Raw genomic sequence first — 20796 nt, 5'->3', positions numbered from 1 at the left:
CGCCCTGGGAGCCCTGGGAGCAGGACGGCTGGCTCTACGGTCGCGGCGCCGGCGACATGAAGGCCGGCATCGCCGCCATGGTGATGGCGGTGGCGGCGGTGCGTCGGGCCGGGGCGACCATCGACTTCCCCCTGACGCTGCAGACGGTGATCGAGGAGGAGTGCACCGGCAACGGCGCCCTGGCCTGCCTGCACCAGGGCTACGGCGGCGACTTCGTGCTGATCCCCGAGCCCTTCGGCGCGCAGATCTACAGCGGCCAGGTGGGGGTGCTGTGGTTCCGACTCTATATCGAGGGCCTGCCCGCCCACGTGCTCGACACCGCCGCCGGCCGCAATGCCATCGAGACCCTGCAGGCGTACCTGCCGGCGCTCAAGGCGCTGGAGGCTGAGATCAACGCCCTGCCGCGCCCGGCGCCCTACGAAGGCCACCCCCACCCCTTCAACCTCAGCATCGGCCGGGTGGAGGGCGGTAACTGGGCCTCCAGCGTGCCGGCCCATGCCTTGCTCGAGGGGCGGGTCGGCTTCCCCCCGGGCATGTCCCCGGACGACGCCATGGCACGGGTGCGCGAGGCGATCGCCGCCCGCCACGCCGAGCTCGACGACGCCACCCCGCCGCCGCGGGTGAGCTTCCACGGCTTCCGCTCCGAAGGGCACCTGGTCGACCTCGACACCCCGGGCATCCGGCTGCTCTCGGCGTGCCACGAGGCGCTGCTCGGGGAGCCGCCGGCCCACTACCTCTCCACCTGCACCACCGACCTGCGCGCCTTTCATGTCTCCGGGGGGATCAACGGCACCTGCTACGGCCCGGTGGCCGAGCGCATCCACGGCGTGGACGAGTGCGTCAACATCGCCTCCATCCGCCAGGTGCTGACCACCTATGCGCTGTTCCTCCACCGCTGGGGACGGCAGGCCACGCAAGCACAAGAGGAGCCGAGCGCATGAAGGACGCCTATATCGCCGACTACGCCCGCAGCGCCTTTAGCCGCGCCCACCCCCGCAAGCCGGAGGTGGACGCCTGGGCCGATACCCGCGGAGACGAGCTGCTGGCCGATGTGATCGACGCCCTGCTCGAACGCCAGGACCTCGACGGCGCTGCCATAGAAGACCTGAGTGTGGGCTGTGCCCTGCCGGTGAAGGAGCAGTGGGGCTTCGGCGGCCGCTATCCGCTGTGGCTCGCCAAACGCCTGGGGGAGCGAGGCCGCGGCTGCGCCAGCCGTCAGATCGACCAGCAGTGCGGCTCGGGGCTGGCCGCCCTGCGCAGCACCGCCCGGGAGATCCAGGCCGGGGCGATCGAGGTGGGCCTCGCCGGCGGCTTCGAGAACATGACCCGGGTGCCCATGGGGCCGGCGCTCTTCAAGGAAGGCGTGCTGACCAGCCCCGCCGCGCTCCAGCAGGCTCCCTGGCTCGAGCTCGACGTGGCCCTGAACATGGGCCTGACCGCCGAGCGTCTGGCCGATTCTGCGGGCATCGAGCGCGAGGCCATGGACGCCTTCGCCCTGGCCTCCCACCAGAGGGCCGCGGCGGCCGATGCCGCGGGACGCTTCGACGACGAGCGACTGGTCCTGACCAACGCCGAGGGCGAACCGGTCGCCCGGGACGCCAATATCCGCGCCGACACCAGTGCCGAGCGGTTGGCCGGCCTCGACCCGGTATTTCTGGAAGGCGGCAAGGTCACCGCCGGCAACAGTTCGCCGCTCACCTCCGGGGCCGCCGCCGCCTTGCTGATGTCCGAGCACGCCCTGGCGCGCCATGACGCCAGGCCCCTGGCCCGGGTGGTGGGCGTGGCCGATTGCGGCGTCGCCCCGGAGCGAATGGGCGCCGGTGCGGCCGCCGCCATTTGCCGCGTGCTGCAGCAGACCGGCCTCCACGTCGAGAATATCGATATCTGGGAGATCAACGAGGCCTTCGCCGCCGTGCCGCTGCACGCCATGGCTGAGCTGGCACTGGACCCCGAGCGCGTCAACGTCTGGGGCGGCGCGCTGGCGCTCGGTCATCCGCTCGGCGCCACCGGCATCCGGCTCGCCGGCACCCTGGCACGCATTCTGCCAGTCGAAGGCAGACGCTACGGCTGTGCGGCCGCCTGCATCGGTGGCGGCCAGGGCATCGCCGTGATCCTCGAGCGCGTATGACAGGCGCCGCTGGCGCCTGCTAGTTTCGACTATCCCACTTCGCTGTCGGGAAAGGAGGTCACCACCGTCAGTCAGTGCTTCGTCGCGGGCCGCCCCGGCGTCCCGTGCCCCCGAAGAGGCTCACCCGAGCCAACACCCACCCACGACAACAAGCAGGTATCGAACATGACAATGCACAACAACCGCCTTGTTCGCCCCCTTGTCGGCACCCTGGTCCTGCTGGGCGCCGTCACCCTCGCCACCCTCCCGGCCCAGGCACGGGACCTCCCAGCCATCCAGGAGGATGTGTTCCAGGTCGCTAACTCCGGCGCCTACCCGCCCTTCAGCTTCGTCAACACCGACGGCGAGCTGGTCGGCTTCGATGTGGACATCGCCGAGGCCCTGGCCGAGAAGATGGACGTCGAGGTCAACATCCAGACCTCGCCCTGGAACGGCATCGTCGCCGCCCTGGCCGGTGGTCGCTTCGACGCCTGCATCTGCAGCATGAGCGCCACCGAGGAGCGCCGGAAGGCGGTCGACTTTACCGACCCCTACTACAGCTCCGGCCTCTCGATCTGGGTGCGGGAGGAGACCGACGACGTCGCCAGCATCGCCGACTTCGAGGGCAAGCGGGTCGGCTCGACCCTCGGCGAGACGGGCAACCAGTGGGCCACCGAGAAGGCCGACGGCCGCTGGCGCAACCAGACCTTCCAGGGGCTGCCGGACATGCTCAACGCCCTCACCACCGGGCGCATCGACGTGATGGTGGCCGATGACATCCCGGTCTATGTGGCGCTCAACGAGGACGACCTGCCCATCAAGCAGGTCGACGTCGGCGAGCTGCCGCGCTTCCCGGCCGCCATCGCCGTCCAGAAGGGCTCACCGGAGCTCAGAGTGGCGCTCAACGAGGCACTGGCCGAGATCCGCGCTGAAGGCACCTACCAGGAGATCGTCGACACCTGGATCGGCCAAGGCGTCGATTTCAACTGAGGCCCGGGCCCCGGCCGGCGTTCGGCCGGGGCCTTGTCGCCTCGACCCGTCACGATAACCACAACGCAGGGTCACAGGACCATGGACTTCAACCTGATGATCGACATCACGCCGCTGCTGGTGAAGGCGGCGTGGGTCACCGTCGACATTTCCGCGCGTGCGCTGTTCTTCGGCTTCTTCATCGCCGCGGCGCTGGTGGTCATGAGGACCGCCCGCCTGCCGCCGCCGCGCTGGCTGGCCCGCGCCTATATCAGCGTGGTGCGCGGCACTCCCTATTTCGTGCAGCTGCTGTTGGTCTTCTATGGAGGCCCGGCGATCGGCTTGCGCCTGGACCCCTTCACCTGCGGGGTGGTGGTGGGCGCCTTCAACATCGGGGCCTACATGAGCGAGGCCATGCGCGGCGCCATCGAGTCGGTGGAGAGCGGCCAGAACGAGGCCTCGCGATCCCTGGGCTTCGGGCGCCTGGCCACGCTGCGCTACATCATCCTGCCCCAGGCGGCGGGCCTGATGATCCGCTCCATCGGGGTGCTCGCCATTATCCTGGTCAAGAACTCCTCGCTGGTCTCGATCATCTCGGTGGTCGAGCTGACCTATCAGGCGCAGCGTCTGATCGGCTCCACCTACAAGCCTCTGGAGGTCTTCACGCTCAGCGCGCTGATGTACATCGTGATCATCTACGCCGTCATGGGCATGGTCGAGTTCCTCTACCGCCGAGCCACGCGCTACACCTTCCTGTAACGCCTGCCGGACCACAACCACCAGGACAGCACCATGGAATTCGACTTCACCCCCGTCATCGACTACTTCCCCACCCTGCTCAAGGGGGTGGGCGTCACCCTGCTGATCGGCCTGGCGGTCGCCCTGCTGTCGATCCTCGGCGGACAGCTGGTGGCAGTGATCTCGCTCTACACCCGCAAGGTGGTGAACTGGCCGCTGCGCTTCTTCATCTGGCTGTTCATGACCACCCCGTTGCTGCTGCAGCTCTACTTCCTCTACTTCGGCCTCGGCGAGCTGATCCTAATCCCGGCCATCGTGGTGGGGATCCTGGGACTCGGCTTCCACTACATGGCCTACAACGCCGACATCTTCATGGCCACCATCCGCTCGGTCTCGAGCGGCCAGTACGAGGCGTCGCGATCCCTGGGCTTCGGCCACCTGCGAACGCTGTTCTACATCATCCTGCCCCAGGCCTTCTATCGCGCCCTGCCGCAGCTCAGCAACAACATGATCATCATGGTGAAGGATATCGCGGTGCTCTCCGCCATCGGCATCGGCGAGCTGGTGTACGTCTCCCAGTACGCGATCAGCATCACCTTCCGACCCTTCGAGTTCTACATCACCATCGCCGTGATCTACTACCTGATCAACCTGATGATGGAGGCCGGCCAGTCGTGGATCGAACGCCGCGCCGCCTACCGCCGCTAACCCCTACCCACGAGGCTTACGCATGACACAGACGACAGACACGCCGATGGTCGAGCTCAAGGGGGTCAAGAAGCGCTTCGGTGACCTCGAGGTGCTCAAGGGCATCGACCTCAGAGTGGACCGCGGCAAGATCATCTCCATCATCGGCCCCTCGGGCTCGGGGAAGAGCACCCTGCTGCGCTCCATCAACAACCTGGAGGTGATCGACGAGGGGCAGATCCTGCTCGATGGCGTGCAGGTGAACCGCCCCGACCTCAAGGGGATGGCCTTCGAGCGGCATATCAACCATATCCGCCAGAACATGGGCATGGTGTTCCAGCACTTCAATCTCTTCCCGCACATGTCGACGCTGGACAACGTGACCCTGGCCCCGCGCAAGCTGAAGGGCATGGAGACGAAAAGCGCCCGGGAACTGGGCATGGAGCTGCTCGAGCGGGTGGGGCTGGCAGACAAGGCCCAGGCCTATCCGAGCTCGCTCTCCGGCGGGCAGAAGCAGCGGGTAGCGATCGCCCGAGCGCTGGCCATGCGCCCCAAGGTGATGCTCTTCGACGAGGCCACCTCGGCGCTGGACCCGGAACTGGTGGAGGAAGTGAACCAGGTGATGAAGGGCCTGGCCGAGGAGCACATGACCATGCTGATCGTCACCCACGAGATGGGCTTCGCGCGTGACGTCTCCGACTGGGCGATGTTCATGGACGGCGGCGTGGTGGTCGAGGCCAACACCCCAGACCACCTGTTCAGCCATCCCGACCAGGAACGCACCCAGCACTTCCTGCGTAAGCACCTGGGGACCCAGACATGAGCCCCCAAGTGCCAATCGTCAGTCGCTATTCCTGCTGACGCAGCACGATCTCGCCCCGGGGGTCCAAATAAACGTAATGGGCATCGTCGTAGTGAGGTAGGCCTAGGCCGTAGGCGCCTTCGCCACAGCGCTTCCCGTCTTCCGCCACCAGCAACGCAGCAGGCCATGACGGAACTCCGGTAGGCGCCCGGTATGGCAAGGCACCAGGTCGGGCAACCGCGCGGGCACGAAGGCCACCTCACCCTCTTGGTCGATATAGGCCATTACCGTCTCCTCTCCCAACGTCATCCGCACCGGCGCGCGGCCGCTGTGGAAGGCGCCGCCGATCTCGATCGTCGCCTCCTGGCCGGTTTGCGGATCTCGGGCCTGCATGATCACGAAATCCTCCTCGTCCATGTAGACCGTGCGGAAGAGCTCGATGGAGACCGGTGCCAGACCCTCGGAAAAGGCACTGGCAGACTCAAGCGTCCACTTGCGGGGCAGGGTCAACCGCCCGTCGGGATTGATGAAGCCGGCACCACCCCGCCGTGACTCGGCTGGGGCGAGCCCCTGCGAGAAATCACCGGCATCGGCGAACTCCGCCGGAATGGCGACCTGGCCTTGATGATCCAACCATCCATAATGCCACTCCAGATCCTCACTCCAGGAGAACCAGGCCAGCCCCTCCGAGAAGCTCCCCAGGCCTGCCAACGCCTGTCCACCTGGCAGAACAGGACGATGGAGGGCACCGTCGCGATCGACAAACAGGTACTCGGCCTGCTGGGTAAAGATTTCGGCGGCCGCGCAACCCTCGGAGAACGGCGCAAAAGGCGAGGAGACGACCCGCCGCCCTTCCAGGTTGGAATAGGAGGGGCTCTCGTACTCCAGGGGCAAAACCAGCCGTCCGGCACGATCGATGATGCCCCAGCGCCGCCAGCCACCCACGGCGGCACGCCCCTCCGAGAAGTCCGTCGCCTGGTCCCACTGGGGCTCGATAACCCAGTCGCCGCTGCGATCGACATAGCCCCACTTGCCCTCACGGGGCATGGGGTAGAGAGGGTCTCCCTGGGAGGCCACGGGCTCCCCGCAAGGAAGCGCCCCTTCCGACACGGCCCGTGCCGTCGCCCTTCCCGCGCTGCCGCCCAGTTCGCGAAAGAGCTCGCCCTGGCAGTCCCGACCGCTCCCCTCGAGGCAAGCGCCCAGTTGCTGCTGGACTTCGGCCGTCAGGTCCGCGGACGAAGGGTCGATGAGAAAGGTTAGAGGCTTCCCCTCCAGCCGCGGGTTGGGGTTTTCAAGGTAGGTGAAGCGCAGCCGACAGCGATCCGCTTCCGCGCCGACGACGTCATAGCGTGCAACGGCGCCGGCGACCTCATGGGTCGTGAAGGCACCGCCCTCACAGGACGCCAGCTTCTTCAGATCATCCTCCCCCGGCGTCGTTTGCTGGGCGGTGGCTGAGCCCCAGGCGCCCAGACCGCATGCGGCGGCGATCAGTGGCCATTTGCGCATTTGCGAGTCCCCCTGTGATCCAGTGACTATGAAATACCGATACCTGCCCTTGCTGAGACAAGCGCGGGTTATCCAGCCTGGACCAAGTCACGGGAATGCGCCCCGTTCATGCGCAGGGGACATGGACCACGGACAGAGGGCATCAGCCGCGAAGAAGCAGCAGGTGAAAGCGGACTAGGGGGCGGGGATAAAGGCGAACGATGGGGAGCCGGCGCTCAAAATGGAGGCGGCCCCGACAGCCACATCCCGGCACACGCGTCCACCACTACCGTTGCTCCCTTCCGGGCCTGGCGGGGTTTGCGGTCTAGCGTTGCGGGAGGACCGACGGGGCCACCACAGCATGACATCTCGATGATGCCAACCCGGCAGGTGTAACGTTTGCGATCAACGTCTTGCCGAGTGCGGCGGCACTATAACAGCGCCGCCGGTGGCAAGCAAGGAGGCGCGTCGACACAATCCGGGATGTCGACCAACGCTGAGTGCTGTAGAGTGAGGACAACCCTTCCTTACGCCATTATCTCTGCACGATACGTCAGGGAGGCTTGCTCATCGCCGAACACAGGAGGCGCCCCATGAAAAAGGATCCGAACAAGGGCTATATCGCTCTGCTGGGCTGGAGCCTGAACGCCGTCGAAGCCGCCGAGAACTTCGACCGACGCTACGTCGTCGTGGCGCCGGACTGGGCGGAGGAGTATTGCCAGAAGCATGACATCCCCTACGTGCCGTGGAACTTCGAACGCTTGAACGACCGCTCCATGGAGATCGCCGAGACGCTCAAGAAAATGGGCGTGGACGTCGCCATCCCCATGTTCGAGGAGACCGTGGAGTGGGCCGGCGCCATCAACTCGGTGCTGCTCGACAACCCGCGCCTCTATGGCCAGTCGCTGCTGCTGCGCGACAAGGCGCTGATGAAGCGCCGCGCCCAGCTGGGCGGCATTCGCGTGGGCATCTTCGAGGAGGCCCACGACAAGGAAGACGTCATCCGCTTCCTGAAGCGGGTCAACCAGACCCTGCTCAAGCTCGACGGCGACCCCAATGACCCCATCCACCTCAAGGCCTTCGACAAGGCCGGCTGCCTGGGCCACCGGGTGATCCGTACTCCTGACGAGGTCGATACCATCCCGGACGAGGAGTTCCCGGTGCTGATGGAGTCGCATCTGGACGGCTGGGAATTCGCGGTCGAGGCGTGGATCCACGATGGCAAGATCGTCTTCCTCAACATCTCCGAGTACGTGACCCTGGGCTATTCGGTGTTCGTCCCGGCCTCCCCGGAGCTCGAGAAGTACCGCCCGCAGATCAAGGCCCAGATCGAGAAGCTGATCAAGGCCTTCGATATCGAGTTCGGCCTGATCCACCCCGAGTACTTCGTCACCAACGACGGCGAGATGTACTTCGGCGAGGTGGCCTATCGTCCGCCGGGCTTCAAGGTCTTCGAGCTGCTCGAGCGGGTCTACGGCTTCAATGCCTACCAGGCCAGCATGCTGGTGTTCGACCCCAAGGCCACCACCGAGGAGGTCAAGGCCTTCTTCCCCAAGGAAGTGGTGGACGCCGACGGCTATGCCGGCTGCTTCGGGGTCTATCCGCGCCGCCGCGTGGTCAGCAAGCTGGAGATTCCCGAAGAGGTCGAGGACGACCCCTACTTCGAATCCCACGAGCTCACCGCGCCCATGGAGGAGACCGTCACCAAGCGCACGGCCTTCGGCACCCACTGGGGCCTGATCTACTTCAAGGGCGACGAGGCGGCGCGCATGAAGGAGTTGCTCAAGCATATGGAAGATCTTGATTTCTATGTCTGAGCTTGATTTCTTCGCGTGACCTAGGCGTCATGTAATACATGACAGCCGGACGACAAGGATTCAGCGTGACGACGCAAGATGAGAAACATCCGGGTGGCGGTGAGTCGCCACCCGACGATGCCAAGCTGCGCGGCCTGCTGGAAAAGCTCGACGAAGCGACCGCCCTGCTCGATGGCGCGCGCGACTTCGCCAAGCCCGGTAAACTGCCGCGGGTGCTGGATACGGCCCGCCGGGTGCTCCTTCAGGAAGGGGGTGCCGCGGCCATCGAGGCCCGCGCCCAGACCCTCGAGCAGGCCGGCATCTTCGCCGGCTCCGACTGGGAGACCCCCCAGTACCTGCTACCCACGTTGACCACCCACGCACTGAAGAGCGCCGACCCCAACACGGTGGTCATCGAGGCGCTGAGCGAGCTACGCCTGCTGGCGGTGGCCAAGGGGGAGTACCTTCACCCCATGATCTCCGCCGAGCAGGCACACCACTACCTGACCCAGGTGATGGCCATCAACCTGTGGCTGCTGTTCGGCGCGCCCAGCGAGGCCGAACGCGAGACCCAGGGGCGCCTGGCCAATATCCCCCGCCACCTGTTCCGTCATCTGGCCGAACGCATCGGCTACGAACATATCGTCGACAGCCTGATCGAGGAGATCTGGCGCATCCTGCAGCAGCGGCCCATCCAGGTGGAGCCGGTCAAGCAGATGATCACCCAGATCGCGCTGTGCCAGACCAACCCGGATATCGATCTCGGCGCCAGCGGCCAGGGCGCCGATCGCCTGGTCAGCTCGCTGTTCGGCCCCACCTGGGCCTGCCGCGAGGATCCGGGCGTCGAGGCCTACCGCGAACGGCTTTCCAGCATGGACACCGCGGCCCTGCAGGGCGAGGCCACCGGCTTCGCCCGCGCCATGCACGATACCGGCCTGGTCTCGCCCTACCATCCGGTGCTGCTGCGCCACCTGCTGGATCACAGCGATCACCTGCTGGCCGAGGCGCTGGGACTCTCCGCCACGGGCCGCGACTGCCTGCTCTGCTATCGCGAGCTGGTCTCGGCGCTGATCCGCGGCGGCGTGCACCCGGCCACGCCCCAAGCCGCCTATGGCCTGGCGCTGATGCTCGAGCGCGGCATCCTCTACCAGCCTCCGGTGGCCCCGGCCATGTGGCGCCAACTGGGGCTCTCCCTCTCGGAATGGTCCCAGGCGCGGCTCAACCTGGCCTTCGGCGAGGCGATCTCGCCCCGGGCCAGGCTGCTCGAAGGGGTGCTGTGCATGCTTGGCCAGCCACTGGGTGTGGGCCAGGGCAACAACCCCACCTGCCAGTCGGCCCGGGCGCTCTCCATGTGGGCCTACAACGACCCGGACTACCTGCTGCAGATGGTGGCCTGGGCGGCGCGTGACGACGAGATCATCATGCACTTCGAGGGCCAGCCGATCTCCTCCATGGCCAGCCTCTCGGGGGTGGCCCAGAGTCTGCCCATGGACCTCGACCCGGTGTCGCTGATCGTGGTGCCCCACCTCGACCGTATCTACGCCGAGATGGGGCGACGCTGCATCGGCCGCGAAGGCGACCCGCACCGCTGGGTCAATCCCGAGTTCCACGGCTGGTGGTCCGGGCGAGGCTTTCGCATCAACGTCGACGTGGCCAGCGGCCAGCTGCATGAGCTGGATACCTTCCTGCGCCACTTCTATGCCAGCTACCACCCCTACTACAACGGCAACCAGCCGCTGATCCATCCGCAGCCGGCGGGCATTGCCGTCACCGACAGCGCCGCCCGCTTCATCGGCTGGCACGCCATCACCGTGCTGCGGGTCAACCTCGACCCCTCCGACGTGATGCGGGTCTACTTCTACAACCCCAACAACGACAGCGGCCAGGACTGGGGTGATGGCATCAAGGTCAGCACCGCCGGCCACGGCGAGCGTGCGGGAGAGGCATCGCTGCCCTTCGAGCAGTTCGCCTCGCGACTCTACATCTTCCACTACGATCCCCTGGAGCGCGGCGAACTGGCCCAGATCACCCAGGAGGAGCTCGATCGGGTGATCGGCCATATCCACCGCAGCTGGGGCGCAGACCGCGTGCCACCCACCGACCTGCAGGCCGACGAGGGCCCCTGATCCTGGAGTCTTACGTCACATGCCCAGGCTAGACCAGCTCCTGCTGCAACAGGGGCTGGCCCGCTCCCGTGCCCGTGCCCAGCGGCTGATTCGTCATGGGCGAGTTGCCCTGGCCGAGGGCGGCCGGGTTCTGACCAAGCCCGGAGAGAAGCTCCCCGACGATACCCGGCTGATTGTCGAAGAGGACCCCGAGGAGCGCTACGTCTCCCGGGCGGGACTCAAGCTCGAGGCGCTGATCGAGACGCTAGGCCTTGAGCTGACGGGCCGGCTCGTGCTCGACGTGGGCCAGTCCACCGGCGGCTTCACCGATTGCGCCTTGCGCTTCGGTGCCCGCCATGTGGTCGGCGTGGAGGTGGGCCATGACCAGCTCGACCCCGAGCTGCGCGCAGATCCTCGGGTGACCTGCCTGGAGGGGCTCAACGCCCGGTCCATGGCCGACGATACCCGCCTCGAGACGGCCTTCGCGGCGCAGAGCGCCACCGGACCGGACCTGGCGGTGATGGACGTCTCCTTCATCTCCCAGACGCTGATCCTGCCCCAGCTGGCCGCACTGCTACCCGCTGGTGGCCAGCTGGCTAGCCTGGTCAAGCCCCAGTTCGAGGTGGGCCCCGGTGGGGTCAACGCCCGAGGACTGGTCACCGATGCTGGCCGCTACGCCGAAGTGGAGGCGCGCATCCGCGACTGCTGTGCTGAAGTGGGCCTGGAGATCCGCCACTGGCAGGAGAGCCCGCTGCTGGGTGGCGACGGCAACCGCGAGTTCCTGCTCCACGCCGTGCGGCGCTGACCCCCAGGGGCGCCTGTTCAGCGCCCGTCGCCTCCCGCCTCTCCGCCATCGGCATCCCCGGTCTCGATATCCCCCGGATCTCCCTGGGCACCCGGCGCTGGATGGGGCTCCACCAGCGCTTCGGCGCTGCGCCTCTCCACCCGGCGCTCCAGCCCGTCGCTGGCGCGATGCAGCCGGACATCGAGCTGGTTGAAGGCGATCTCGATACCATGATCGGCAAACAGCTCGCCGACCCGGCAGTTGATCTCGTCGGTGGCGAAGAGCCGATCGCCGAGGCTGTTGACGAAGATGCGCAACTCGAAATCGAGGGTACTGTCACCGTAGTTCATGAAGAACACCTGGGGCTCGGGGTCCGCCAGTACCCGGGCATTCTGGTCGGCGGCCTGGCGCAGGAGGCGGTGTACCAGGCGATGATCCGAGCCGTAGGCCACGCCATAGGTCAGCACCACCCGGGTGACGGTGTCCGACAGCGACCAGTTGATCAGCTGGTCGGTGACGAAGGTCTTGTTGGGGATGATGATCTCCTTGCGGTCGAAGTCGGTGACCGTGGTGGCGCGGATGCGGATGCGGCTCACCGTGCCGGTAAGGTTGCCCAGGGTCACGGTGTCACCGATACGCACCGGTCGCTCGAAGAGGATGATCAGCCCCGAGACGAAGTTGGAGAAGATCTCCTGCAGGCCGAAGCCCAGGCCGACACCCAGCGCCGCCACCAGCCACTGCAGCTTGTCCCAGGAGACCCCCAGGGTGCCCAGCGACGCCACCAGGCCGGTGCCGACGATGGTGTAGGAGAGCAGCGAGGTGATGGCGTAGGCGCTGCCCTGCTTCAACTCCAGGCGGGACAACACACTGACCTCCAGCAGGCCCGGCAGATTGCGCGCCAGCATCAGGGTCAGGGCGATGATCAGCAGTGCCATGAACAGGTCGGCCACCGACAGGGCATCGGTAACCAGGTCATCTCCCTCGCCCCCCCAGAGCGCCACCTCCTCCAGATAGCCCAGCACGGTGAGCAGATCGGCCCATACCAGATAGAACAGCAGTACGAAGCCGATCAGCAGGATCAACTTGGAGAGACGCAGCGACTGCTGGTTGATCTGCTCCATGTCCAGCGGCGGCTCCTCGACGACCTCCGGCCCACCGTCGGCGCCCTCCTTGCCTTCGGCGCGGCGCCTAGCCAGGGCACGCCGGAATGCCAGCCGCCGCGCCGCCACGGCCAGGCCCCGAACCACCGATGCCTCCACCAGGATCCAAAGCCCCAGCAGGTAGAGCGTGATCACGAAGCGGCCGACCAGGCTCAGGGCGGTATACTCGAAACCGCTGACAATCAGCCCGACCAGCACCAGTGGCACACACGCCATCGTCAGGCCCAGCGCCAGACGAAACAGCTTGACCCCGAAGAACGGCGCGTGGGCCAGTATTAGCCTGGCCAGCAGCACGGACATGGCCAGCAAGCCGAGCAGCAGCAGGCTGAGCGCCAGCGGACGATGACTCAGTCCGAACTCGGATTCCCGGGCCAGGATCGCGATGCCGAGCACCGGAATCAGGGCGAGTCCCAGCCAGCCCAGCAGCCGACGCAGGCGCGCCACATAGCCCGCCGGCCAATGGAAGTGTTGGGTAGCCACGCCATCCGTGGCCAGCAGGCGGCGCGACCATGCCACCACGCCCCACGCCAGGGAGAGCTGCACCCCGGCCATGCCCAGCGCATCGGCGATGGCATCGCCGCCAGCGAGCAGTGCCAGGCTGGCCGCCGCCAGCAGCAGCGGGCCCGGTGCCGCCAGCAGCGCATTGAGGAGTATCGCCAGCGGTGTATGCAGCTGGCTATCGCTGCGCAGGCGCCCTATCTGCTCATGCAGACGGGCGAGACGCGTCTGGAGGCGCCGACGTCTCCACAGCAAAAAGGTCGCCAGCAGCAACAGCGGCAATCCCGCCAGGGCCCCCGCCGACGGCAGGTTCCAGGTGGTGGGCAGCACCTGGCGCCACTCCCCTTCACGCCACTCCAGAGCGAGGTTGTCGGGAAGCTGGCGAACCCAAGCCAGACCCAGCGGGCGCGTATTGGCGACCCAGAACAGTTGCTCATCGATGGTGCTACGCAGCCCGCGAGAGGTCTCCAGCAACTGCTGCTGGTTGAGCTGCAGCTCGATGGCCGAGCTGAGCAGGCTGCCATAGGTCTGCTCTAGCCGGTCGACCAGTTCGCGACGGGACTGATAGAGGCGCTGCAGAGAGTCGACCAGCTCCGCGTTGCTCTCCACTCCCGCCTCCGCCAGGCGCTGGTTGGCCATGCGCTCCCCCTCGCGCAACTGGTCGCGCTGGCGCGCCAGGTCGAACTGGCGCAACCGCAGATCGGCGATCTCGTCCTGCAGGTCGCGCTGCGACTCCACCTGGGGCAGCGCACGGCGCTGCTCCCGCAGGATGCGCGCCAGCAGGGTCGAACCGCGAATCGCCTCGATCTGCTCGTTGAGGCTACGCTCCAGCTGGCGCACCTGATCGAGCTTGCTGCGTACCATAAGACTCTCGCGCACCAGGACGTTACTGCGATCGTTGGCGCGCAGCAGCTCCTGGCTGAGGGTGCGGTTGACCTGCTGGGCACTCACCAGCACCGGATGCCCCTCCTCCAGCAGCGGATCATCCCGGACCGCATCGGCGATAGCCTGTTCGGAGGCCAGTCTCCGCTTGCGTTCGATGACATTCTGCAGCAGCGCAAGCTCCGCCTCCTGACGCGCCTGCTGCCGCGTCAACAGCTCCTGGCGTCGCTGGTCCAGCTCACGCATGCGGGTATTGGTACCCAGCTCGCGCTGGTGATAGAGCAGCCGCGCCTCGGCCAGGGCCCGGGCCACCTGGCGCTGCCAGCGCCTGGGATCGTCCGCGGCGACATCGTTGACATCCAGTTCGTCGAGGTCGCGTCGCGCCTGTTCCACCCGTTGCATGGCATCGGCGATAGCCTTCTGGGCGCGTTCCGGTAGGGTCTGGGCGGTAAGCAGCTGCGCATTGACCTCGGCGAGGCGATCCTGGAGGCGCTGCAGTTCCACCACCGCTTCCTGCTGGCGGGTCTCCAGTTCGTCGAGGCTCAGTTCATTCAGTTCAGCGGCGGAGACACGGGTGGCCGCCGCCTCCTCGCTCTCCAGTTCGCGCTCCAGGCGCAGCAGCTCCTGGGGGGCCTGCTCCACACGGTTCTCGAGAGCCTCACGACGCTGCTCGAGCTCGGCCAGGGCATCCAGGTCGGCCAGGGTCTCCGTGAGCCGGTCGATGGCGGCCTGGTCGTCGTTCGAGATGGCCTCCTCGCCCTCGCCTCCGCTCTGCTCCAGCGCGGCCAGCCGCTCCTCCACGGCGGCACGCTCGGGTAGCGGATCCTGGTCCTGCTGTGCCAGGGCCGGCAGCGCCAGGGCTAGCCACATCAGCCCCCATAGCCAGCATGCCGCTGGGCGCCATCCGAAAACACCGGCTCTACCGCCTGACCGTCCGTCCACGCCGCTCTCCTGTCGGTTTCACTGGTCGTCGATTCTCCGCCCACGCTCGCGGCATGGCAATCGCCAGGCGGCCCGATGGTTGACTTGTCTCGCGGGCATGGTAGAACAAAGGTCTAATCCTGCACCCGGACCCTCTCCATGCGCTTGCCGCTTTGCACCGCTGTCCTTGCTGCCCTGTCCCTGCTTGCCGCCGGCACTACCCAGGCAGCCTCCGATGAGGCCGACCGCGCCGCGTTGGAAGCGCGACTGGTCGAGCTGCACAACGAAGCCGCCGAAGTGCAGGCAAGGCTCGAGGCCCTGGAAGAGGAGCCAGCTTCCGCTACGGCGGGCGCCGGGGAGTTCACCTGGCCCTCACCTCCGGCGATCGCCCCGGGCGACATCGCCGTGGTCGAGGCCGCCGGGCGGCGCCAGCTGGAACAGGCCTCCAATCGGAATCCCTATGCCATCACCGCCTACCGGCGCAACTACCTGTTTCCGTTCACCTATAACCGAAAGCCCAACCATGCGGCCTATAGCGAGCTGACCGGCGAAGACAACATGGAGCGCAACGAGCTGAAGTTCCAGTTCAGCGCCAAGGTCGCCCTCGCCGAAGGGCTGTTCGGCAACACCGGGGACCTGTACTTCGCCTATACCCAGCGCAGCTGGTGGCAAGCCTACAACACCGACGACTCCTCGCCCTTCCGCGAGACCAACTACGAACCCGAGGTTTTCCTGAGCTTCGACAACGACTGGCAACTGCTGGGCTGGGCCAACATCCGCAATCGCTTGTCCATCAACCACCAGTCCAACGGCCGCTCCAACGAGCTGTCGCGCAGCTGGAACCGCCTCTACCTGGAAACGATCTTCCAGCGTGGCGACTGGGCGGTGAGCCTGGCCCCCCACTACCGTCTGCCGGAGACCACCGGCGATGACGACAACCCCGATATCGAGCGCTACATGGGCTACGGTGATATCACGCTGGCCCGGCGCTTCGGCGACAACGAGCTCAGCCTGATGGTGCGCGGCAACCCCGGGGCGGGACACATGGGGGGCCAGTTCGACTACTCCTGGCCGCTCTTCGACAGCAAGGTGCGCGCCCACGTGCAGTATTACCACGGCTACGGCGAGAGCCTGATCGACTACGACCAGAACACACAGCGCCTGAGCCTGGGCTTCAGCCTCAACCCGCTGTTCTCACCCAGCAGCGGTCTGCTGCGCTAGCCCTGATCGGCGTCAAGCATCCGCCGCCGGGGCATTGTCAAGCCGAGCCCCGGCTGCTATGCTGGGCCTGTCACCCACTGTCACAGGAAGACTCACATGGCCAATCGCACCCAAGAATCCACCGAGCAGCTCAAGGAAGACCTGCAGCACCTCAGCCAGACCATCGAGGAGCTGGTCAGCGCCACCGCCGACGACTCACGCAGCAATATCAAGGAGCTGCGTTCACGAGCCGAGAAGCGTCTCAAGGAAACCCGCGAGCGTCTCGAGTCTCGCGGCGAGCGCCTCTACGGGGAAGCCCGTGAGACTCTCGACCACCAGGTGGATGCCTGCGATCGCTACGTCCGCGACAACCCCTGGACCAGCATCGGCATCGGCGCCGGTGTAGGGGTCGTGATCGGCATGCTTATCGGGCGTCGCTGATGGCATCCAGCCAGGGACCGGCTCAGCGGGTTTTCACTGCCGGCAGGCGCTTGTTGGGCAGCCTGCTGGCAACCGGCGAGACGCGCCTGCGTCTCGCCGTGCTGGAGCTGGAAGAGGAACGCGCTCGCCTGGTTGGCATGCTGCTGCTTGCCGGGCTGGCAATGATACTGCTGCTGCTTGGCATCGCGGTACTCACTACCCTGGTGATCGTGGCCTTCTGGGATAGCTACCGGCTGACTGCCATCGGCGTCAGCGCCGGAGTGCTGCTGGGAGGAGGCCTGCTGCTGTGCCTGCGAGTACTGCAGCTGGCCCGGCGGCGTACCCTGCTGGCCAGCACCCTGAAGCACCTCGCAACCGACCGCGACCTGGTCGAACAGGATCGTCGGGAGAGTCGACATGACGACTAACCGCCCCTCCCGCACCGTCACCAAGGCGGAACTGGAGGCGCAAATCGAGCAGCAGCGCGTGGATATCCTGGTTGCGGCGAGCCTCTGGCGAAGCGCCACCCGGCCCATCGATGACGGCTGGCGCAACCTGATGCGCTTCAAGGCGCCGCTCTATGCCGCCGGAGGATTGCTGCTGTTTCGAATCGGCCGGCATCCGGGACGCTTGTTGCGTCTCGGCCGCCGCGCCACCGCCGGGGCCCTGGTAGTCAACCGAGTCCGGCGCCTGCTGCGCTGAGCCCCGGCGCCTCCAAGGGCAGCGCCGGCAACTCCAGAGCCCAGGACGGAGCCTCCCCCTCCCAGAGAATCACCGTGGTCAGTGCATGCCCGCGGGACGCCCAGTGCTCGGCGGCATCCTGCATCAACTCCAGGAAGGCGGCCATGGCGGCCACATCGGCAGCAGCGACCGGCACCACCACCACCCGGGCCCTCCCCGTCTCCCACTCCAGCTCCGTCAGGCAATCCCAGGCGGCATCCCAGTTGCGCCCGAAGTAATCGGGAAACGCCAGGCTCTCGGCCAGGCCATCGAGCAGCGCCTCGCGGCTCCAGAACGGCGCCGACGCCAGGCCACGCCAGTCGAGCCCCACTGTGCCGGCCGTCTCCGCGTCCAGCCCCGCGGCATGCGACGCCTCGATGCCATACACCCCGGCATGGGCCGGATCTTCCAGATAGCGAGCCAGGGCTTCGAGCGAGGTCAGCGGGGCAGTCAACGTCGATCCTCCAGTACCCGGAACGAATCGTAGTGGTCATCGGTGTAGTAGAAGACCTCGGGTGGCTGGCCACCGGTCACGATGCGGCGAGCCCCGCGATGGGACAGCCCCGGGGTCTCCACGGTGTATTCGCGATAGTAGCCCCGTGGTTCCTGCGGCAAGTGGCCCTCGCGGTTGAAGAAGGTGGTGCCGTCCTGGGAGTGGGGGAAGGGACCGCCGCGCTCGATCAGCCGCAGGGTCGCGTCGATCTGCGCCTGCCCCGGCAGCTGCTGCTCCACGGCGGGTGGCTCACCGCCACCGCGCCAATCCAGCGTTCCCTCGAACCAGGAGAGGCCCGCCAGGGCCAGCAGCGCTACCAACAGCACTTTCTTCATCACGACCTCGTTGCCAAGCCAAACGGCTCCCATGATGCCGCGGGGTGCCGGCCACCGCCAGGGCACGCTCCTGCACGCCTGGGCAGGGGGCTAGCCTGGGGTATGGTGCCGACAGGGACACGCCCTGCCACTTCGCCTGATTCGACCCGAGGAGCCGCCCATGACGCTCGCCATCACCCTGCACGTTCTCGCCGCCGTGATCTGGGTCGGCGGCATGTTCTTCGCCTGGATCGTGTTGCGTCCGGTAGCCGCCAGCCAGCTGGAGCCACCCGCTCGGCTGACCCTGTGGCGTGGCGTATTCGCGCGCTTCTTCCCCTGGGTGTGGGCCGCCGTGGCAGTCCTGCTGGCCACCGGACTGTGGATGCTCTTCGCGGTGTTCGGCGGCATGGCCGGAGCACGCTGGCATATCCACCTGATGCTGGCGCTGGGCCTGGCCATGATGGCCATCTATCTTCACCTGTGGTTCGTGCCCTGGCAGCGCCTGCAACGGGCGGTGGACACCGAGGCCTGGCCGGAAGGCGGCCAGCAGCTGGCCAGCATCCGCCGCCTGGTGGGGCTCAACCTGATCCTCGGCATGTTGACCAGCGCCATCGCCGCCGGCGGCCGCTATCTGGCGTGACACCAAGCCGTCATACTTCTGTCATATGGGGGCGGTGGCGGCCTGATAGAATCACTATTCGCCTTACTGACACAGGAGATGCGTCTTGCGCATGCTGGCCCTCTACAGCATCAAGGGCGGCGTCGGCAAGACCGCCTCGGCGGTCAACCTGGCCGCCGAGGCGGCCGCCGCCGGTCAGCGTGTACTGCTCTGGGACCTCGACCCCCAGGCGGCCACCACCTTCTATCTGCGCGCCAAACCCAAGGTCCGCGGCGGGGTCGCCCGGCTGGTCAAGGGCAAGGCCGCCTACGACAAGGTGATCCGCGCCACCCAGGTCGAGAACCTCGACCTGTTGCCGGCGGCGCTGGCCTCACGCGAACTGGACCACCTGCTCGCCGAACGGCACGACAACCAGCTCCGGCGCATCCTCAAGCCGATCCGCGATGACTACGACCTGGTGATCCTGGACTGCCCGCCCAGTCTCTCGACCCTCTCCGAGAGCGTCTTCGCCAGCGTCGATGCGCTGCTGGTGCCCATCGTGCCCACGGTGCTGTCGCTACGCACCCTGGAGCAGCTGCGTGACTTCCTCGACGAGCGTGATATTCCCTGCCCGGTATGGCCCTTCATCACCCTGGCCGACCGCCGCCGCACCCTGCACCGCGAGATCATCGATTCGCTGCCGGAGCACTGGCCGCTGCGTCTCTCGCATACCATCCCGAGCGCCAGTGTGGTTGAGCGCATGGGGCTCGAACGCGCCCCACTGCGCAGTTTCGCGCCGCGCACCGCCGCCGCCCAGGCCTACCACCAGTTATGGGAAGAGGTTGCCCAGCGACTGAGCTGAGCACCGCCTACTTTCGGGTCTGCCTATGCCGGGCATAGCCTACAGGCTCTGGCCGCAGGCCACCCCGCTGGCCCAGGCCCACTGGAAGTTGTGCCCCCCCAGCTCCCCGGTCACATCCAGCACCTCGCCGATGAAACGCAGCTGAGGCAGCCCCGCCACCGCGAAGTCCCGGGACGAAATGGCACGGGTATCGACCCCGCCCAGTGTCACCTCCGCGGTGCGCCACCCCTCGGTGCCGGCGGGCTTGAGACGCCAGCGATTGAGCGCCTCGGTCCAGGCTTGCAGGCGAGCGTTGCCGCACTCCGCCAGCACCCCGTCATCGCCCTGCCACTCCACCAGCGCCTGGGCCAGCCGTTTCGGCAGGCGCTCACCGAGCCAGGTGGAGAGGCGCCGCTTCGGGGTCGCGTCGCGGGCGGTGCACAGCGCCGCGAAGGCATCTTCACCGGGCAGCAGATCGATGACGATCTCGTCGCCGGGTTGCCAGTGACTCGAGACCTGTAGCATGGACGGGCCGGAGAGGCCGCGATGGGTGAACAGCATCGGCTCACGGTAACGCCCACCCCGGCAACTGGCCTCCACCTCGCAGCTCACCCCGGCCAGCGCCTCGGCGCGCGCCTTCCACTGCGAGGTCAGGGTGAAGGGCACCAGCGCGGGGCGCGTTTCGGTCACCGCCAGGCCGAACTGGCGGGCGATCTCGTAGCCGAAGCCGCTGGCCCCCATGCTGGGAATCGACAGTCCACCGCTGGCCACCACCAGGGCACCGGCATCGAGCGTACCCGAGGACGTCGCCAGACGGACGCCCTCCCCCCGCCGTTCCACCGCGTCGATACGCGTCTTCAGGCGAATCTCCACTCCGGCCCACTCGCACTCGGTGAGCAGCACGCGCACGATCTCCTTGCTGGAATCGGCGCAGAACAGCTGCCCCGGGGCCTTCTCCACGTACTCGACGGCGTGGCGCTCCACCAGCTCGACAAAGTGCTCGGGCCGGTAGCGCTTCAGTGCCGAGATGCAGAAGTGGGGATTGGCGGAGAAGAAATTGGCCGGCGTGGAGTTGAGGTTGGTGAAATTGCAGCGCCCACCACCGGACATCAGGATCTTCTTGCCAGCTCTGTTGGCATGGTCCACCACCAGCACCCGTCGCCCCGCATATCCGGCGGTAAGTGCGCACATCAGGCCGGCGGCACCGGCGCCGATCACCACCACATCGTATGTCACCCTCAAGCCCTCCCGGCTATTGCCTGTACCGCCAACGGCG

At 66.9% G+C, this 20796-nt stretch carries 20 protein-coding genes and 1 other RNA gene; 15 read left to right on the top strand and 6 right to left on the bottom strand.

The features are described 5' to 3' along the window. The 6 genes from LWH48_RS10750 to LWH48_RS10725 form a co-directional block, all read left to right on the top strand. The coding region (locus LWH48_RS10750) for a M20/M25/M40 family metallo-hydrolase (RefSeq protein WP_232912560.1) at positions 1-941 on the top strand (941 nt) is incomplete at its 5' end. After that, complete coding sequence (locus LWH48_RS10745; protein WP_232912559.1) at positions 938-2128, top strand: acetyl-CoA C-acyltransferase; 1191 nt, start codon at positions 938-940, stop codon at positions 2126-2128. The genes LWH48_RS10750 and LWH48_RS10745, both read left to right, overlap by 4 nt. A 165-nt stretch (positions 2129-2293) precedes the next feature. Further along, a complete protein-coding gene (locus tag LWH48_RS10740) occupies positions 2294-3097 on the top strand; it encodes a transporter substrate-binding domain-containing protein (RefSeq protein ID WP_232912558.1) in 804 nt (267 codons plus the stop codon). Between the two features lie 81 nt (positions 3098-3178). Continuing rightward, complete coding sequence (locus tag LWH48_RS10735; protein ID WP_161432661.1) at positions 3179-3835, top strand: amino acid ABC transporter permease; 657 nt, start codon at positions 3179-3181, stop codon at positions 3833-3835. 33 nt (positions 3836-3868) lie between these two features. Next, complete coding sequence (locus LWH48_RS10730) at positions 3869-4522, top strand: amino acid ABC transporter permease (protein WP_161432660.1); 654 nt, start codon at positions 3869-3871, stop codon at positions 4520-4522. Between the two features lie 22 nt (positions 4523-4544). Further along, complete coding sequence (locus LWH48_RS10725) at positions 4545-5324, top strand: amino acid ABC transporter ATP-binding protein (protein WP_269816178.1); 780 nt, start codon at positions 4545-4547, stop codon at positions 5322-5324. A gap of 102 nt (positions 5325-5426) precedes the next feature. On the opposite strand, the gene LWH48_RS10720 is transcribed toward LWH48_RS10725, so the two are convergent. Together LWH48_RS10720 and ffs are read right to left on the bottom strand one after the other, a co-directional pair. Beyond that, on the bottom strand, positions 5427-6809 hold the full coding sequence (locus LWH48_RS10720) for a WG repeat-containing protein (RefSeq protein ID WP_232912557.1): 1383 nt from the start codon (positions 6807-6809) through the stop codon (positions 5427-5429). A 230-nt stretch (positions 6810-7039) separates the two neighbouring features. Then, an RNA gene (gene ffs / locus LWH48_RS10715) (signal recognition particle sRNA small type) lies at positions 7040-7136 on the bottom strand. Positions 7137-7381: 245 nt separating this feature from the next. Here ffs and LWH48_RS10710 point away from each other — a divergent pair. The 3 genes from LWH48_RS10710 (at position 7382) to LWH48_RS10700 (ending at position 11494) form a co-directional block, all read left to right on the top strand. Beyond that, positions 7382-8605, top strand: a complete 1224-nt coding sequence (locus tag LWH48_RS10710) for an ATP-grasp domain-containing protein (RefSeq protein WP_232912556.1) — start codon at positions 7382-7384, stop codon at positions 8603-8605. Between the two features lie 65 nt (positions 8606-8670). Continuing rightward, positions 8671-10710, top strand: a complete 2040-nt coding sequence (locus tag LWH48_RS10705) for a hypothetical protein (RefSeq protein ID WP_232912555.1) — start codon at positions 8671-8673, stop codon at positions 10708-10710. Positions 10711-10729: 19 nt separating this feature from the next. Then, positions 10730-11494 (top strand): TlyA family RNA methyltransferase, encoded by a 765-nt coding sequence (locus LWH48_RS10700; protein ID WP_232912554.1) that lies wholly within the window; start codon positions 10730-10732, stop codon positions 11492-11494. 17 nt (positions 11495-11511) lie between these two features. Here the strand turns inward: LWH48_RS10700 and mscK are convergent, their stop codons facing one another. Next, positions 11512-14883, bottom strand: coding sequence for a mechanosensitive channel MscK (gene mscK, locus LWH48_RS10695; protein ID WP_232912553.1), 3372 nt, complete (start codon positions 14881-14883; stop codon positions 11512-11514). A gap of 210 nt (positions 14884-15093) precedes the next feature. On the opposite strand from mscK, the gene LWH48_RS10690 reads away from it, so the two are divergent. The 4 genes from LWH48_RS10690 (at position 15094) to LWH48_RS10675 (ending at position 17256) form a co-directional block, all read left to right on the top strand. Continuing rightward, positions 15094-16155 carry a phospholipase A gene (locus LWH48_RS10690; RefSeq protein ID WP_232912552.1) on the top strand — a complete coding sequence of 354 codons (1062 nt, stop codon included), beginning with the start codon at positions 15094-15096 and terminating at the stop codon, positions 16153-16155. A 96-nt stretch (positions 16156-16251) separates the two neighbouring features. Further along, on the top strand, positions 16252-16575 hold the full coding sequence (locus tag LWH48_RS10685; RefSeq protein ID WP_161432653.1) for a DUF883 family protein: 324 nt from the start codon (positions 16252-16254) through the stop codon (positions 16573-16575). Next, complete coding sequence (locus LWH48_RS10680; protein ID WP_232912551.1) at positions 16575-16982, top strand: phage holin family protein; 408 nt, start codon at positions 16575-16577, stop codon at positions 16980-16982. The genes LWH48_RS10685 and LWH48_RS10680 overlap by 1 nt, the downstream gene beginning before the upstream one ends. Continuing rightward, complete coding sequence (locus LWH48_RS10675; RefSeq protein ID WP_232912550.1) at positions 16972-17256, top strand: YqjK-like family protein; 285 nt, start codon at positions 16972-16974, stop codon at positions 17254-17256. The genes LWH48_RS10680 and LWH48_RS10675 overlap by 11 nt, the downstream gene beginning before the upstream one ends. On the opposite strand, the gene LWH48_RS10670 is transcribed toward LWH48_RS10675, so the two are convergent. After that, the gene (locus LWH48_RS10670; RefSeq protein WP_232912549.1) at positions 17228-17728 is read right to left on the bottom strand and encodes a barstar family protein; all 501 of its coding nucleotides are present in this window, start codon (positions 17726-17728) and stop codon (positions 17228-17230) included. The two genes, LWH48_RS10675 and LWH48_RS10670, sit on opposite strands and share 29 nt — an antisense overlap. Beyond that, on the bottom strand, positions 17725-18102 hold the full coding sequence (locus LWH48_RS10665) for a ribonuclease domain-containing protein (RefSeq protein ID WP_232912548.1): 378 nt from the start codon (positions 18100-18102) through the stop codon (positions 17725-17727). The genes LWH48_RS10670 and LWH48_RS10665 overlap by 4 nt, the downstream gene beginning before the upstream one ends. A 160-nt stretch (positions 18103-18262) precedes the next feature. Between LWH48_RS10665 and LWH48_RS10660 the strand changes: the two genes are divergently transcribed. Then, positions 18263-18721, top strand: a complete 459-nt coding sequence (locus tag LWH48_RS10660; protein WP_232912547.1) for a DUF4149 domain-containing protein — start codon at positions 18263-18265, stop codon at positions 18719-18721. 85 nt (positions 18722-18806) lie between these two features. After that, positions 18807-19541, top strand: a complete 735-nt coding sequence (locus tag LWH48_RS10655) for a ParA family protein (protein ID WP_232912546.1) — start codon at positions 18807-18809, stop codon at positions 19539-19541. Between the two features lie 39 nt (positions 19542-19580). Here the strand turns inward: LWH48_RS10655 and LWH48_RS10650 are convergent, their stop codons facing one another. Next, a complete protein-coding gene (locus tag LWH48_RS10650; protein ID WP_232912545.1) occupies positions 19581-20756 on the bottom strand; it encodes an NAD(P)/FAD-dependent oxidoreductase in 1176 nt (391 codons plus the stop codon). Positions 20757-20796: the final 40 nt, after the last annotated feature.

Source organism: Halomonas sp. G15 (genome assembly GCF_021282295.1).
Lineage (GTDB): Bacteria > Pseudomonadota > Gammaproteobacteria > Pseudomonadales > Halomonadaceae > Halomonas > Halomonas alimentaria.
This window is presented reverse-complemented; position numbering and strand designations above follow the sequence as displayed.

What these genes read in the sequence shown, in the direction of transcription:
- LWH48_RS10665 (WP_232912548.1), bottom strand. Translation starts at nt 18,102, where the DNA reads ATGAAGAAAGTGCTGTTGGTAGCGCTGCTGGCCCTGGCGGGCCTCTCC.
- LWH48_RS10685 (WP_161432653.1), top strand. Translation starts at nt 16,252, where the DNA reads ATGGCCAATCGCACCCAAGAATCCACCGAGCAGCTCAAGGAAGACCTG.
- LWH48_RS10725 (WP_269816178.1), top strand. Translation starts at nt 4,545, where the DNA reads ATGACACAGACGACAGACACGCCGATGGTCGAGCTCAAGGGGGTCAAG.
- LWH48_RS10700 (WP_232912554.1), top strand. Translation starts at nt 10,730, where the DNA reads ATGCCCAGGCTAGACCAGCTCCTGCTGCAACAGGGGCTGGCCCGCTCC.
- LWH48_RS10680 (WP_232912551.1), top strand. Translation starts at nt 16,575, where the DNA reads ATGGCATCCAGCCAGGGACCGGCTCAGCGGGTTTTCACTGCCGGCAGG.
- mscK (WP_232912553.1), bottom strand. Translation starts at nt 14,883, where the DNA reads ATGTGGCTAGCCCTGGCGCTGCCGGCCCTGGCACAGCAGGACCAGGAT.
- LWH48_RS10660 (WP_232912547.1), top strand. Translation starts at nt 18,263, where the DNA reads ATGACGCTCGCCATCACCCTGCACGTTCTCGCCGCCGTGATCTGGGTC.
- LWH48_RS10745 (WP_232912559.1), top strand. Translation starts at nt 938, where the DNA reads ATGAAGGACGCCTATATCGCCGACTACGCCCGCAGCGCCTTTAGCCGC.
- LWH48_RS10730 (WP_161432660.1), top strand. Translation starts at nt 3,869, where the DNA reads ATGGAATTCGACTTCACCCCCGTCATCGACTACTTCCCCACCCTGCTC.
- LWH48_RS10690 (WP_232912552.1), top strand. Translation starts at nt 15,094, where the DNA reads ATGCGCTTGCCGCTTTGCACCGCTGTCCTTGCTGCCCTGTCCCTGCTT.
- LWH48_RS10720 (WP_232912557.1), bottom strand. Translation starts at nt 6,809, where the DNA reads ATGCGCAAATGGCCACTGATCGCCGCCGCATGCGGTCTGGGCGCCTGG.
- LWH48_RS10710 (WP_232912556.1), top strand. Translation starts at nt 7,382, where the DNA reads ATGAAAAAGGATCCGAACAAGGGCTATATCGCTCTGCTGGGCTGGAGC.
- LWH48_RS10740 (WP_232912558.1), top strand. Translation starts at nt 2,294, where the DNA reads ATGACAATGCACAACAACCGCCTTGTTCGCCCCCTTGTCGGCACCCTG.
- LWH48_RS10675 (WP_232912550.1), top strand. Translation starts at nt 16,972, where the DNA reads ATGACGACTAACCGCCCCTCCCGCACCGTCACCAAGGCGGAACTGGAG.
- LWH48_RS10735 (WP_161432661.1), top strand. Translation starts at nt 3,179, where the DNA reads ATGGACTTCAACCTGATGATCGACATCACGCCGCTGCTGGTGAAGGCG.